Origin of the sequence: Kitasatospora sp. NPDC048239, from assembly GCF_043202015.1 — a bacterium.
Classification (GTDB): Bacteria; Actinomycetota; Actinomycetes; order Streptomycetales; family Streptomycetaceae; genus Kitasatospora.
In genome coordinates this window covers 489,590-504,616 of the sequence record NZ_JBICZP010000006.1, presented here as the reverse complement: position 1 = coordinate 504,616, position 15,027 = coordinate 489,590, and the positions used below count along the sequence as shown (strand labels likewise).

Here is a 15,027-nt window from a genome sequence, read left to right as displayed (position 1 = left end):
CCCGGCAGCAGACGCCCCTCCGGTCGCGACCCCCCTCTTCACCCCCCTCTCCTTCCCCGCCCAGCCCCCTCCCCGCGCGCCACTCGGCCCCCTCCCGGCGCGCCCGCCGCCCCCTCCCCCCGTCCGCCCACCCCCCTCTGCCCCTCCTCCCACCCCCCAGGCGTGTGACCAGGAGTGCAACGGAGTGCAAAGGGAGGGAAAGGTCACACCCTCCGCCTCTCCTGCGCTCCCGCCGACGACCGCTAACCTGCGGGGCATGACGGTCCCGCCCGAAGGGCTTCCCCTGGCCGCCGAGTTCCCGGCCGGCACCCGTGAGCAGTGGCAGCACCTCGTCGAGGGTGTGCTGCGCAAGTCGGGTGCGGCGCCCGCGGACGGCGCGGCCGCCGAGGAGGCGCTCACCACTGCGCTCCAGGACGGGCTGCGCGCCCGCCCGCTGTACACCGCCGAGGACACCTCGGCCGACGCCGGCTACCCCGGCTTCCCGCCCTTCGTACGGGGCGGGCGGCCCCAGGGCGCGGCCGTCTCCGGCTGGGACCTGCGCCAGCGGCACGCCGATCCCGACCCGCGCCGCACCAACGAGGCGGTCCTCGCCGACCTGGAGAACGGCGGCGGCTCGATCTGGCTGGAGCTGGGCGGCAACGGCCTGCCGGTCACCGAGCTGTCCGCCGCGCTGTCCGGCGTCTACCTCGACCTGGCCGCCGTCGTGCTCGACGCGGGCCCCGAATCCGTGGACGCCGCCGAGCAGTTGTTCACGCTGCTGCGCGAGCGCGAGGTCTCCCCCGCCGCCGCCACCGGCAACCTCGGCGCCGACCCGCTGGGCCTGCTGGCCCGCACCGGGGACGACGAGCCCACCGACGCCCTGCTCGCCGACGCCGCCGCGCTCGCGGCCCGCTGCGCCGCCGAGTACCCGGGCATCCGGGCGCTGACCGTCGACGCCCTCCCGTACCACGAGGCCGGCGGCTCCCCCGCCCAGGAGCTCGGCTGCTCGCTGGCCACCGGCGTCGCCTACCTGCGGACGCTGACCGCCGCCGGCCTGACCGTCGACGCGGCGCTCGGCCAGCTGGACTTCCGCTACGCGGCGGACGCCGACCAGTTCCTGACGATCGCGAAGTTCCGTGCGGCGCGCCGCCTCTGGGCCCGGATCGCCGAGGTCTCCGGCGCCGCCGCGGAGGCGTCGGCGCAGCGTCAGCACGCCGTCACCTCCACCGTGATGATGACCGAGCGCGACCCCTGGGTGAACATGCTGCGCACCACGGTGGCCTGCCTGGCCGCCGGGGTCGGCGGCGCGGACGCGGTCAGCGTGCTGCCCTTCGACAGCGCGCTCGGCCTGCCGGACGCCTTCGCCCGCCGGATCGCCCGCAACACCCAGTCGATCCTGCTGGAGGAGTCGCACCTGGCCCGGGTCGTCGACCCGGCCGGCGGCTCCTGGTACGTGGAGCAGCTCACCGACGAGCTGGCCCGGGCCGCCTGGGCCTGGTTCCAGGAGATCGAGGGGGCCGGCGGCCAGCGCGCCGCCCTGGCCTCCGGTCTGGTCGGCGAGCGGATCGCCGCCACCTGGGCCGAGCGCACCAAGGCGCTGGCCAAGCGCCGCGAACCGATCACCGGCGTCAGCGAGTTCCCGAACCTGGACGAGCAGCCGCTGGTCCGCACCCCGGCCCCGGCCCGGCCCGGCGGCGGACTGCCCCGGGTACGCCGCTCCCAGGCGTACGAGGCGCTGCGCACCCGCTCGGACGCGCACCTCGCCGCCACCGGCGAGCGCCCCCGGCTCTTCCTGGCCTCCATCGGCACGGCCGCCGCGCACACCGCCCGGACCACCTACGCCGCCAACCTCTTCCAGGCCGGCGGCATCGCGACCAGCTCCGTGGCGGGCACCGGGGCGGCGGCCTTCGCCGAGGCGTTCGCCGCGAGCGGCGCCACCGTGGCCTGCCTGTGCTCCAGCGACCAGCTCTACGGCGAGCACGCCGAGGCCGTCGCGAGCGCGCTCAAGGCGGCGGGCGCCGCGCGGGTGCTGCTGGCCGGGCGTCCCGGCGAGCAGCGCGAGGCCTACGAGCGGGCGGGCGTGGACGACTTCGTCTTCGCGGGCGGCGACGCGGTCGCCGTCCTGACCTCGCTGCTGGACCGGATCCTCGTCGAGAGCCCGGCGCCGACCCTCGGCGAGGCCCCGGCGCCGACCCTCGGCGAGAGCCTGAACGAGAGCCCTGACGCGATCCCGGCCGGGGTCCTCGACACGGACGGAGTGGCGCGATGATCCCCGACTTCACCGCAATCGGGCTGGACGGCGCAGCCGCAGCAGAGGTCGGCGACGGCCAGTGGCGCTCCGCCTGGCGGCAGGCCACCGGCAAGGACGTCGACGAGCTGGTCTGGGACACCCCCGAGGGCATCGGCGTCAAGCCGCTGTACACCTCGGCCGACCTGGCCGGCCTGGACTTCCTGGGCACCTACCCGGGCATCGCCCCGTACCTGCGCGGGCCCTACCCGAGCATGTACGTCAACCAGCCCTGGACGGTCCGCCAGTACGCGGGCTTCTCCACCGCCGAGGAGTCCAACGCCTTCTACCGCCGCAACCTGGCGGCCGGCCAGAAGGGGCTCTCGGTCGCCTTCGACCTGCCGACCCACCGCGGCTACGACAGCGACCACCCGCGCGTCACCGGCGACGTCGGCATGGCCGGCGTGGCCATCGACTCCATCTACGACATGCGCCAGCTCTTCGACGGCATCCCGCTGGACCGGATGTCGGTGTCGATGACCATGAACGGCGCCGTGCTGCCGGTGCTGGCGCTGTACATCGTGGCGGCCGAGGAGCAGGGGGTGCCGCCGGAGAAGCTGGCGGGGACCATCCAGAACGACATCCTCAAGGAGTTCATGGTCCGCAACACCTACATCTACCCGCCGCAGCCCTCGATGCGGATCATCTCGGACATCTTCGCGTACACCTCGCAGAAGATGCCGCGGTACAACTCGATCTCCATCTCCGGGTACCACATCCAGGAGGCCGGGGCGACGGCCGACCTGGAGCTGGCGTACACCCTGGCCGACGGGGTGGAGTACCTGCGGGCGGGCCTGGACGTCGGGCTGGACGTGGACGCCTTCGCGCCGCGGCTGTCGTTCTTCTGGGCGATCGGCATGAACTTCTTCATGGAGGTCGCCAAGCTCCGCGCGGCCCGGCTGCTCTGGGCCAAGCTGGTCAAGCAGTTCGACCCGAAGAACGCCAAGTCGCTGTCGCTGCGCACCCACTCGCAGACCTCCGGCTGGTCGCTCACCGCCCAGGACGTGTTCAACAACGTCACCCGCACCTGTGTCGAGGCGATGGCCGCCACCCAGGGCCACACCCAGTCGCTGCACACCAACGCCCTCGACGAGGCGCTGGCGCTGCCGACCGACTTCTCGGCCCGGATCGCCCGCAACACCCAGCTGCTGCTCCAGCAGGAGTCCGGCACCTGCCGGTCGATCGACCCGTGGGGCGGCAGCGCGTACGTCGAGAAGCTCACCCACGACCTGGCCCGCCGCGCCTGGCAGCACATCCAGGAGGTCGAGGCGGCCGGCGGCATGGCCAAGGCGATCGACGCCGGCATCCCCAAGCTGCGCGTGGAGGAGGCCGCGGCCCGCACCCAGGCCCGGATCGACTCCGGCCGCCAGCCGGTGATCGGCGTCAACAAGTACCGGGTGGAGAGCGACGAGCAGATCGACGTGCTCAAGGTCGACAACTCCTCGGTGCGCAGCCGCCAGATCGAGAAGCTGCGCCGGCTGCGCGACGAGCGCGACGAGGCCGTCTGCCAGGGCGCCCTGCACGCGCTGACCCGGGCCGCCGAGGCCGGCCCGCAGCGCGGCGGCTCGCTGGACGGCAACCTGCTCGCGCTCGCGGTGAACGCGGCCCGGGCCAAGGCCACGGTCGGCGAGATCTCCGACGCCCTGGAGAAGGTGTACGGCCGGCACTCCGGTCAGATCCGTACCATCTCGGGTGTGTACCGAGACGAAGCCGGGCCGTCGGCCCCCGTGCAGCGCACCCGCGACCTGGTCGAGCGGTTCGAGCAGGCCGAGGGCCGGCGCCCGCGCATCCTGGTCGCCAAGATGGGCCAGGACGGCCACGACCGCGGCCAGAAGGTGATCGCCACGGCGTTCGCCGACCTCGGCTTCACGGTGGACGTCGGGCCGCTGTTCCAGACCCCGGAGGAGGTCGCCCGGCAGGCCGTCGAGGCGGACGTGCACATCGTCGGCGTCTCCTCGCTGGCGGCCGGACACCTCACCCTGGTGCCCGCGCTGCGCGCCGAACTCGCCGAGGCGGGCCGGGAGGACATCACCATCGTGGTCGGCGGGGTCATCCCCCCGCAGGACTTCGACGCCCTGTACGAGGCGGGCGCCGCGGCGGTCTTCCCGCCCGGCACGGTGATCCCGGACGCGGCCTACGACCTGCTGAGGGCGCTCGCCGCGGACCTCGGCCACGAGCTGTGAGCCGCTGAACCGATGGCGCCCCGGACGATCGACCTCGACCAGTACGCGCAGGGGGTGCTGGCCGGTTCGCGCGCGCACATCGCGCGGGCCATCACCCTCGTCGAGTCCACCCGGCCCGACCACCGCGCGCTCGCGCAGCAGCTGCTCACCATGCTGCTGCCGCACGCGGGCGGGGCGATCCGGGTGGGCATCACCGGTGTGCCCGGTGTCGGCAAGTCGACTTTCATCGACGCCTTCGGCACCATGCTCACCGGGCTCGACCACCGGGTCGCGGTACTCGCCGTCGACCCGACGTCCAGCCGGACCGGCGGCTCCATCCTGGGCGACAAGACCCGGATGGAGCGGCTGGCGGTCGACCCGAACGCCTTCGTCCGCCCCTCCCCCACCTCGGGGACGCTCGGCGGCGTGGCCCGGGCCACCCGCGAGTCGATGGTGGTGATGGAGGCGGCCGGCTACGACGTGGTGCTGATCGAGACGGTGGGCGTCGGGCAGTCGGAGACCGCGGTGGCCGGCATGGTGGACTCCTTCCTGCTGCTCAGCCTGGCCCGCACCGGGGACCAGCTGCAGGGCATCAAGAAGGGCGTGCTGGAGCTCGCCGACGTGATCGCGGTCAACAAGGCGGACGGCCCGCACGAGACCGACGCCAAGGGCGCCGCCCGCGAACTGGCGGGCGCACTACGGCTGTTGCAGGCACCGGACGCCCCGTGGACGCCGCCGGTGCTCACCTGCAGCGGCCGCGACGGCAGCGGACTGGACACCCTCTGGGAGCGACTGCAGCAGCACCGCAAGGTGCTCGACGCGACCGGCGTCCTGGCGGCCAAGCGCCGCGACCAGCAGGTGGAGTGGACCTGGGCAATGGTCCACGACCAGCTCTACGCCCGCCTGCACGAACACCCCGAAGTACAGCGCCTCGCCCCGGGTTTGGAGACCCAGGTCCGCACCGGCACCCTCCCGGCCGGCCTGGCCGCCCAGCAGATCCTGGACGCCTTCTTCGGCACCGACTAAAGGTTGTCCCGTAACTGGTCTTCGACAGCACGGGAGTGGCTGGCCGGGTTCCCTTTGGGGAGACGGTGGCCTCGGTTCACCCCTGTGACCGGACGACACGACAGCGGGTAGCAGCCCTCCTCCTGATCACCTGCAGACCCCCTGACCTGCGGAGATGAGCAGGGCCCCTGTTATTGTGCGCCAATGTCAACGATCAAACAGTTCCAAGTGGCCTTCGACTGCGCGGAGCCTGTGCGCCTCGCCGCCTTCTGGTGCGAGGTGCTGGGGTACGTCATGCCGGCGGTCCCGGAGGGCTTCGCCACGTGGGAGGAGTGCTTCCGCTCGCTGCCGCCCGAGGATGCGATCTACTTCGCGTGCACTGATCCCTCGGGTGTGGCTCCGCGCCTGCTCTTCCAGCGAGTTCCCGAAGGCAAGGTCGTCAAGAACCGGGTGCATCTCGATGTGCGGGCCGGTGTCGGGCTCGTGGGCGAGGAGCGCCTGGCCACACTCGAGGCCGAATGCGCACGGTTGATGGCGCTCGGCGCGAAGCACGTGCTGACGCAGCGTGCGGATGGCGTCAATGAGTCGTGCATCACGATGCAGGACATCGAGGGCAACGAGTTCTGCCTCGCCTGATTTCTCCTGCGAGACCGCGAGGTGGGGAGCGTCTCCCGGGAACCTTTCAGGTCCCGCATGCGGCGGGAGTCATCCCGTGAGGGCGAGGTTGTGCAGGCGGGCAACGCCGTGCATCGCGTGGCGCACACCGTCGCCTCTCAGGCGGCAGTCGCGCAGGATCTTCCAAGTCTTCATCCGGGCGAAGGCGTGCTCGACGCGGGCGCGAACCCGTTTGTGGTCGTGGTTGTGTTCGGCCTGCCAGTCAGTCAGTTCGCCGCCTCTGGGGCGGCGGTGCGGGATGACGAGGCCGGTTCCGGGGTAGCCGCCGTCGGCGATCGTGGTTGTTCGGCCGACGGCGGCCTTGGCCCCGGATTCCTCCCATGCCCTGCAGTCGTTGCGGTTGCCGGGCAGGGGTCGGCCCACCACCACGACCAGGCGGGTGTCGGCGTCGGTGACCACCTGGTGGTTCGTCGAGTAGCGATAGTTCTTCGACTGCTCGGCGACCTGGTGGTCGCGGGTGGGTACCAGCGTCCCGTCCACGATCAGCACCGCGTCCTTGGCGAATCGCCTACGCGGGGCAAGCGCGAGTCTGGGGCCGAGATGGTCGATGACGCGATCGGCGGTGGACTTCGACACTCCGAAGAGCGGCGCGAGTTGGCGCAAAGTCAAGTTGGTGTGCCAGTAAGCGGCTACCAATAGCACCCGGTCTTCCAGGGACAGCTTCCAGGGTCGGCCTCGGCCCGGCGCGCCTCCGCCTTCGCGGCGCAGCTGCCTCATCAACTTGCCGAAGGCGCGCGGGCTTAGCCCGGCGAACGGGGCTATCCAGGACGGCTCAGACGCCGTGATCACACCAGCCACGGCCGTGATCATCCCACGGCCAGATCACTTACGGGACGGCCCTTAGGCCTGTGTAGTGCCCCGACCTCGCACGCGGGTCGAGGCACTACTGAAGTTGATCGGGTGATGTCGCGGCCGTTCGTCTGGCAAGCGCCGGACGGCTTCGGTGGTTCTGGCCTGTGAGATACGCGCAGGGCGGCGGTTTGACCGACGTCGAGAGGGACGCACGCGAGCGGATCCGTTGTCCATTCGAAGGGATCGCCGGGCCGACCGAGGCTGGGCGAGAAGCAGAACGCCAAGCTGGAGTTCGAGTTGGGAGCGCGGCCCACTGGTGCACGGCCGGGAGGACCAACGCTGGACGCCTGCCCGGGTGAAGACGCTGATCGGTCGAATGGTCCACGTCAAGTATTGGTGGGCTGTCAGAAGTGGCAAGTAGTCGTGCCGTCCGGGTTGCTAGACATGCCCCCGTCTTCCTGCATGCAATATTTCTCGCAGAGGCTTGAAGATCCCTGCTCGCACGTCAGTTGCGCCATCGGAACGATCTGCATGTCAGTGTTGTGACCTTGCCTCACTACGGAGTATCGGCCAGAGGTCCTGTAAGCGGACGCCTCAGCGGTGAAGCCGGGCATAGCCATGACCATGCTTCCTTTCCTGGTGTCCTGGCGGATCGAACGATAGGAGCCGCCGCAAGCTGGAGGCACGACGCGACTAGGTTCTTGCAGCAAGCCTCACTACTTCCAGCGGGCCGCGTCTCGCGTGGACAGAAAACATCAACGGGGCGACTCAGGACTGCCTCTGGGGCAAGTTCCCATGGGCCCTCAGTCAAGATCATCTAATATGTAAAGTCTACATTCAGCCAGCTGCTGCGGCATGTCGAACAGATCGACCGCCGACGATCTCCCAGCCGTCCATGGGCAGCTGGCCTCAAGCGGCCCCCGCGGCCCGCGCCCGGTACCTCCATGACGGCCTCTCCATATGGTGAGGGCTTCGGGAGCGGCACAGCAGCACCGGACGGGTGGCGATCAGGTGCTCGGCCGGCCAGCCGACGAGACGGGGACGGCCCCGGACCGGTGCGGTCCGGGGCCGTTCGGGCCGTTCGCGTGACCAGGGTCAGGCGGAGGTGGCGGCGGCGAAGCGGGTGGAGACGTCCTGCCAGTTGACGACGTCCCAGAGCTTGGTGACGTAGTCCGGGCGGACGTTGCGGTACTGCAGGTAGTAGGCGTGCTCCCAGGCGTCGAAGGCGAGCAGCGGGGTGGTGCCCTGGCCGACGTTGCCGTGGTGGTCGTAGACCTGCTCGACGATCAGGCGCTGGCCGAGCGGCTCCCAGGAGAGGATGCCCCAACCGGAGCCCTGGACGCCGGTGGTGGCGGTGGTGAGCTGCTTCTTGAAGGCCTCGAAGCTCCCGAAGTGCTCGGTGATCGCATCGGCCAGCTCGCCGTCGGGGCGGTCGCCGCCCTCCGGGGAGAGGTTCTCCCAGAACAGCGAGTGCAGCACGTGGCCGGACAGGTGGAAGGCGAAGGTCTTCTGCAGGCCGACGAGGCCGCCGAACTGCTCCTTGTCGCGCGCCTCGGCGAGCTGCTCCAGGGTGTCGTTGGCGCCCTTGACGTACGCCGCGTGGTGCTTGGAGTGGTGCAGCTCCAGGATCTCGGCGGACATCGCCCGCTCGAGCGCGGAGTAGTCGTACGGCAGGTCGGGAAGCGAGTAGGTGCCCATCAGGACACGGCCCCTTTCGGCGAGTTCAGCTGTGATGATCGTGCCGGGTACACACTATTGCGTATTAGTTGCAAGAACGAAGCATATGCGCCCGCGTATTCCTGGCACTCCGAGGGCTCCGTCCGGCCCGGCCCCTCCGCGCGCCGCGGGGGCTGCGGGGGCTGCGGGGGCTGCGCGACCCGGCGGAGGGGGGCTGGCGGCGCACGCCGGTCTACGGGTCCCTGACAACGTTTCGGTTGCGGTGGGGATCAATCCCGCCCAGGGCCTTCCCGTCACGATGCGACATGTGCCATTTTACATGTCACACATCGAGCGGTCGCGCCCCCCAACACGCGGCCCCGAACGGCCCCGGAGGCCCCCACAGATGCGTCCCTTCCGGATATCCAAGGCCCAGGCGCGAAGGGTGCCGGCGCTCGGCGCCGCCTTCTTCATCGCGCTCGGCCTGTTCGCCCCGCAGAGCTTCGCCGCCCCCGTGAACCAGGCGGCGGCCACCGCCCCCTCGGCCGCCGCGACCGGCGCCCCGCGGGCGATCCCGGTTCCCAAGTCCCCCGACGCGACCCTCGACGGCCGCCCGCTCGCCTCGGACACCAGCAAGAAGTCCGCCACCCCGCAGGCCGCGGCCGCCTCCCCGGCCAAGACCGCCAAGAAGTTCTCGGCCGCCCCGTCGGCCACCGGCTGCGACCTCTCCGCCTTCACCGGCGCCACCGGCGCCACCCTGGTGCGGAACGTCAAGGCCGCGAGCCTGGACTGCGTCGGCACGCTCTTCAACATCAGCGGCACCGACGCGACGAAGGCGTTCCGCGAGGCCCAGATGGCCTCCGTCGCCGACGGCCTGCGCGACGCCTCCGCCACCTACCCGGGTGACAACTCCACCTCCGTCGGGCAGCTGGTGCTCTTCCTGCGCGCCGGCTACTACGTGCAGTGGAAGTACCCGAACGACGTCGGCACGTACGGCAGCACGCTGCAGACCTCGATCCGCGGCGGGCTCGACGCCTTCTACGCCGCCCCGCACAGCAAGGACGTCACCCAGGCCAACGGCGAGACCCTGGCCGAGGCCGTCACCCTGATCGACAGCGCCTACGAGAACGGCCGGTACACCGCCCCGGTGAAGCGGCTGCTCGCCGACTACACCACCAGCTGGCCCGGCTCGATGACCGACGCCGTCGCCAACACCAAGACGGTCATCGAGAACGGCTTCGACCGGGACGGCTTCATCCCCGCCCTCCAGGCCGACCCGGGCTTCGCCACCACCATGTCCTCGTTCGTGACGCGGAACGCCTCGCTGATCAACGGCGGCGACATGGTCACCTCGATCGGCATCGTGATCGGCAACTACGTCGCCCACGACGAGCTCAAGGCCCAGGGCCGTCCGATCATCAAGGACCTGGTCACCCGCTTCCCGCTGGTCGGCGCCACCGGCCCGCTCACCATGAACCTGGTCTGGTTCACGGAGAACAAGGACAAGGGCAACTGCTCCGTCTACGGCCTCTGCGACCTGCCCACCCGGCTCCCCCCGCTGGTGCTCACCAACACCAGGACCTGCAACGCCAACCTGCGCGTCCGCGCGCAGGAGATGACCGAGCAGCAGCTGGCGGACACCTGCACCAGCCTGATCAACGAGGACGCCCTGTTCCACAAGGTGATCCAGGACAACGGCGCGATCCCCGGTGACGTCAACACCAACCTCGAGGTCGTCGTCTTCGACGACTACTACGAGTACAGCCTCTACGCGGGGGCGATGTACGGCATCGCGGTCGACAACGGCGGCATGTACGAGGAGGGCAACCCGACCAAGGCCGGCAACCAGGCCCGGTTCATCGCCCACGAGGCCAGCTGGCTGCGCCCGAGCTTCCAGATCTGGAACCTCAACCACGAGTACACCCACTACCTCGACGGTCGCTACAACATGTACGGCGACTTCGACGCCGGCATGGTCACCCCGACCATCTGGTGGGTCGAGGGCATCGCGGAGTACATCTCCTACAGCTACCGCAACGAGCGCAACGCCAACGCCATCGCCGAGGCCGCCAAGAAGACCTACAAGCTGAGCGAGCTGTTCGACACGGTCTACGACCAGACCCCGGACGCCACCGTCAACTCCACCCGGGTCTACGCCTGGGGCTACCTGGCCGTGCGCTACATGCTCCAGTCGCACCCGGACGACGTGAAGGCGGTGCTCGCCAAGTACCGCACCGGTGACTGGAACGGCGCCCGCACCCTGCTCAAGGCCACCATCGGCACCAAGTACGACACCGACTTCGCCACCTGGCTGACCGCCTGCGCGGCCGACAACTGCGGCACCCTGCCGCCGGTCCAGAGCACTCCGCTCTGCACGCTGCCCGACACCCGGCAGTTCGACAAGAACTGCCGCCGCGACAACGCCGCGGCCACCACCGGCAACCTCAGCTACAGCTTCCTGTACCTGCCGGCCGGGGTGAAGTCGCTGACCATCACCAGCGCCGGCGGCACCGGCAACGCCGACCTGTACTACAACGGCGGCAGCTGGGCCACCAACAGCTCGTACCTCGCGAAGTCCACCAACCAGGGCAACGGCGAGAGCCTCACCATCACCAACCCGCCCGCCGGCTGGGTCTACTTCAGCCTCTACGCCCAGCAGGGCTTCAGCGGCGCGACCGTCACCACCACGTACACCACGAGCTGACGCCCGCCGTCACCTCGCAGCGGGCCCCGCGGAGACTCCTCCGCGGGGCCCGCCTTCCGTCTGCCCGCACACGGGCACGGGTCCGGCCGGCCGTCAGTCCTCGACGGGCGGGTGGAGGGCGAGCACCGAGGGGACCAGCCCGGGCGCGGCCAACCGGAGCAGGCCGTACCCGATGCCCGCCAGGCCGACCATCAGCGAGGGGCTGTGCACCCCGTGCGGCAGCCCGCAGACCCAGCCGCGGTCGTCGAGGGCGTCCAGGGTGGCGGCGGCCTGCCGCAGCCCGGCGGCGCGCCAGGGGCCGCCGGCCAGCAGCAGCGGCTCCAGGTTGCCGAAGTCCCCGTGGCAGAGCGAGAAGTTGAGCCCGAACCCGTGGCCGGCCACGGTCTCCAGGGCGGCCTCCCGCCCCTTGCGGGGCGGCTCGGCCCGGTGGCCGTCCAGCAGCCCGGACAGCTCGACCCGGGCCAGCGCGGCGCCCGCGGCGCCATGGCACCAGAGCACCGGGTACGACGGCCCGAGCGGCCCGCCGTCCTCACGGACGTCCCGCCAGTTGGCCTCCCCCGGGTCGAACAGGGTGTCCTCGCAGGCCAGGGCGGCGAGGGCCAGTTCGGGCAGCCGTTCGTCGCCGAGCAGCCGGCCGGCCCGGGCCAGCGCCCAGGCGATGCCGGAGGCGCCGTGGGCGAACCCGGCGAGCGGTCGGTCCGCGGTGCCGGCCAGCGCGGCGGGCAGCCAGCCCGCGCCGCCCTCGGGGTGCGGGCGGGCCTGCCGGACCAGCCGGTCGGCGCAGCGGGCCAGCGCGTCGGTGACGGCCGCGCCGGGGCGCACCGCCCCCCAGGCGGCCAGCCCGCCGATGGTGCCGGCCCCGCCGGCGATCACGTCGTACGCGGTGTCCTCGCCCGCAGTGTCGGCTGCCCGTCGAACCAACTGGTCGGCGAGGTCGTCGAGTTCGCGGTCCGGTCGGTGGGCGGCGAGCTGGGCGAGGGTGTAGAGCAGTCCGCCGGTGCCGGTCAGGCCGCCGCCGAGCCGGTCGGCCTTGCGGCGGATCTGGTGACGGAGCGTCAACCCTGCTGCACGGGCGGCGTTGTGGTGCTCGCGATCGCCGGTGACCCGGGCGAGGCGGTCGAGGAAGAGGGCGACGCCGGCGGTGCCGCTGTACAGGTCCGGTCCGAGCTCGGCCGGGGCCCAGCGCCCGGGGGGCGCCCAGTTCGGCCCGGCCCAGGCGAGGTCGGCCCGGCCCCGGTACGCCTCGCGCAGCAGCTGTTCGCCGGCCTCGACCGCCTTGGCCAGGGCCCGCGAGCACAGCTCGGCCCCGGCGATCGCGGGCTCCGACACGTCGGACACCGCAGCAGGCGAGGCCGGCGCCGGCGCCGTCCGGCGCGGCTCCCGGGCGCCGTCGGCCGTGGTGACGGAGAGCCGCAGCAGCTGTACCTGGCGGGCGAGGTCCGCCGGGCCGAGGCCGGCCAGCTTCTCCAGGGCGAGGTCCAGCGCGGGGCGGTCGGTGACGCCGGGGATGACGGCGCCGCTCGCCGCCCGGGCGTCGACGCCGTCGGGGCGGATGGTGAACACGGGGACGTCGCCTAGCCACAGGTCCGCGCGCTCGTGGTCGAGGAAGGCGCGGGCGTCCCCCTCCCAGCGGGCGAGGGCCCAGAGGCGGTCCAGATGGCGGTCCTGGTCGAGGGCGTCGCGCAGCAGGTCGGGGTGGCAGCCGGTGGCGAGCAGGCTGCGGTACTCCAGGGTGTCGCGGCGCAGCAGCCTGGTCTCGTCCCCCGCGAAGTCCATTAGCAGAGCGCGTACTTCGTCCTTCCCGTCCGCGAGCAACCGGTAGGCCTCGGTGAACCCGGCCTCCAACTCGGCCGCGTAGTCGGCGGTCCGCAGCGGCTGCCCCGGCGGGACGGGCCGGCTGCCGGCCACTTCGACGGGCATCCGCCGGTACTCGATGCGCAGTTCGTCGGTGCCCAGGCCGACCAGGACGGGCGCGGCGCGCGGCGGCAGGCTGTCCGGGTCCCAGCCGAGGGCCGACAGGTCGGTGCCGCCGTTGCCCTCCTCGTCCCACATCCGTTCGGGGAGCAGGCCGGAGCGGAGTACCGAGTGGCGGGCCTGGTGGCGGGCCAGGCGTTCGGACTCGGAGAGGTCCTTGGAGGGTTCGCGCAGGTCCGGGTGGAGCAGCGCCTCCAGGTCGATCAGGACGGGCTGGTCGCGGACGGCGAGCAGGTTCTGGGCGTGGCAGTCGACCGCGTCCAGGACGTACAGGAGCGCCGCGAGCGAGCCGGCCCGGTGGTGGAAGTCCCGCAACTCGCCCTGGTTGCGGGCGGGTTCGGCGGTGATGTGGGCGGCCCAGCCGTAGCCGTCGCCGGCCAGGTGGTCCGGGTCGAGCAGGGGCAGCCGCAGTCGGGCGTTGAGCCACTGCAGCAGTCGGCGGTAGTGGAGTTCGACGCCGAACGGGCGGGGCTTGTAGACGATCCGGGTGCCGTGCTCGAAGCGCAGGCCGCAGACCGTGGCACCGCCGCGGTGGGAGTCCCCGAGGCCGGTGGCGAGTTCGGTGATCCGGCCGAGCGGGCGGCCGGCGGCGAAGACCCGGGAGAGCTCGGGGAGGTCGGCGGCGAGGCGGCGCAGCAGGGTGAGGTTGGTGGCGGTCCACTGCTCGGCGGCCACGGCGAGGCGGCGGGCCAGGACCGGGTACTCGGTGAGGAGGCGGAGCGCCTGCTCGGGCGCGCTGATCCGGTCCAGGAAGGACTGGTAGCGCTGTTCGGGGGTGTCGCCGGTCAGCCGGCCGGTGAGGCGGTCGATGTGGAGCTCGGTGATCACGGTGCGGACGGCCAGCGTGTGCGCGGCGGCGGTGAGCGCCGGGACGAGCAGGGCGGTGAGCTCCTCGGGGGTGCCCAGGGCGGCGGCGCCGGGGTCGGCGGCGTGGAGTTCCGTGAGTCCGGCCCGCAGGCCGTCCCGGGCGGCGGCCAGCAGCGGGGCGGCGATCGCGGCGAAGGCGTTCTCCGCGGCGAGCTCCAGCCCGTCCGCAGCGAGCTCCAGCCCGTCCGCGGCGGCGGGCGCCTCGTAGGCGGCGGCGAGCCGTTCGGCCCAGGGCTCGGGCGCACCGAGGCGTTCGGCCAGTGCCTCGGGCGGTTCGGCGAGCAGGGCGCGCAGGGCGTCGGCGGTGAGGCCGTCGGCGGCGAGCCGGCGCTCGAACCAGTCGTCCTGGTCGAACGGCGCCTGGCCCCGCCAGCGGTGCAGGACGCGCTCGGCCCGCTCGGCAGTGGCGGGGTCGGGCGCGGCGCCCTGCGCGGCCCGGCCGCGTCGGCCGAGCGGTACGGCCCGGGCCGAGGCCCGCCGGAATTCGGACGCGTCGAGCACGGCCGGTGCCACCTCTTTCGTTTCGTGGACCCGGCCGGGGCGGGCGGGCCCGGGCGCGGTGCGCCCCCGGGCCGAGGCGCCCGGGGACACACCGCGTGGTTGGCGGCGGTGACGGCTCAGAAGCTACAGAGCCGGCCGCAGCTGGACTGCGAGCCGCAGGTGCTGTTCTGGATCGCGGCCGTGACGTAGACCTCGCCCGCCGGGTCGCCGGCCGGGTGCAGCTGGTGGCCCTGGCCGAGGGTCAGGCGGAAGTCCTCGTCCTTGAGCGCGCGGACCTGGTCTGCCGTGGGCAGCATGGTGCCTCCTGAGGAGTCGAATCCGACATGAACGTGCGGATCCTCCCAGCGCACCATCCGCCACACCAGGGTCGTGCCGCGGCCGCGGCCGGGTTCCGGCCAGGATCCGGCCGCCGGCCCGGCCCGGTC

Annotated in this window: 9 protein-coding genes; 5 read left to right on the top strand and 4 right to left on the bottom strand. The window is 72.2% G+C overall.

What is annotated here, in order from left to right; all coding sequences use genetic code 11:
• Positions 1 to 256: 256 nt before the first annotated feature.
• From ACGFZP_RS19535 to ACGFZP_RS19520, 4 genes are all read left to right on the top strand, one after another.
• On the top strand, positions 257 to 2,248 hold the full coding sequence (locus ACGFZP_RS19535) for a methylmalonyl-CoA mutase subunit beta (RefSeq protein WP_392934321.1): 1,992 nt from the start codon (positions 257 to 259) through the stop codon (positions 2,246 to 2,248).
• A complete protein-coding gene (gene scpA / locus ACGFZP_RS19530) occupies positions 2,245 to 4,449 on the top strand; it encodes a methylmalonyl-CoA mutase (RefSeq protein ID WP_392934318.1) in 2,205 nt (734 codons plus the stop codon). The genes ACGFZP_RS19535 and scpA overlap by 4 nt, the downstream gene beginning before the upstream one ends.
• A 12-nt stretch (positions 4,450 to 4,461) precedes the next feature.
• On the top strand, positions 4,462 to 5,454 hold the full coding sequence (gene meaB / locus ACGFZP_RS19525; protein ID WP_392934316.1) for a methylmalonyl Co-A mutase-associated GTPase MeaB: 993 nt from the start codon (positions 4,462 to 4,464) through the stop codon (positions 5,452 to 5,454).
• A 183-nt stretch (positions 5,455 to 5,637) separates the two neighbouring features.
• Positions 5,638 to 6,069: a VOC family protein gene (locus tag ACGFZP_RS19520; RefSeq protein ID WP_371648428.1), complete on the top strand. Its 432-nt coding sequence runs from the start codon at positions 5,638 to 5,640 to the stop codon at positions 6,067 to 6,069.
• Positions 6,070 to 6,138: 69 nt separating this feature from the next.
• Here ACGFZP_RS19520 and ACGFZP_RS19515 read toward each other — a convergent pair whose 3' ends face one another.
• Positions 6,139 to 6,906, bottom strand: a complete 768-nt coding sequence (locus tag ACGFZP_RS19515; RefSeq protein ID WP_392934312.1) for a transposase — start codon at positions 6,904 to 6,906, stop codon at positions 6,139 to 6,141.
• Between the two features lie 1,089 nt (positions 6,907 to 7,995).
• Complete coding sequence (locus tag ACGFZP_RS19510) at positions 7,996 to 8,598, bottom strand: superoxide dismutase (RefSeq protein ID WP_392934309.1); 603 nt, start codon at positions 8,596 to 8,598, stop codon at positions 7,996 to 7,998.
• 364 nt (positions 8,599 to 8,962) lie between these two features.
• Here ACGFZP_RS19510 and ACGFZP_RS19505 point away from each other — a divergent pair, with 364 nt between their 5' ends.
• A complete protein-coding gene (locus tag ACGFZP_RS19505) occupies positions 8,963 to 11,260 on the top strand; it encodes a M9 family metallopeptidase (protein ID WP_392934306.1) in 2,298 nt (765 codons plus the stop codon).
• A gap of 93 nt (positions 11,261 to 11,353) precedes the next feature.
• Here ACGFZP_RS19505 and ACGFZP_RS19500 read toward each other — a convergent pair whose 3' ends face one another.
• A complete protein-coding gene (locus ACGFZP_RS19500; RefSeq protein WP_392934304.1) occupies positions 11,354 to 14,602 on the bottom strand; it encodes a type 2 lanthipeptide synthetase LanM family protein in 3,249 nt (1,082 codons plus the stop codon).
• 116 nt (positions 14,603 to 14,718) lie between these two features.
• Entirely contained in the window at positions 14,719 to 14,898 is a 180-nt protein-coding gene (locus ACGFZP_RS19495; protein ID WP_392934302.1) for a hypothetical protein, read from the bottom strand.
• Positions 14,899 to 15,027 lie beyond the last annotated feature (129 nt).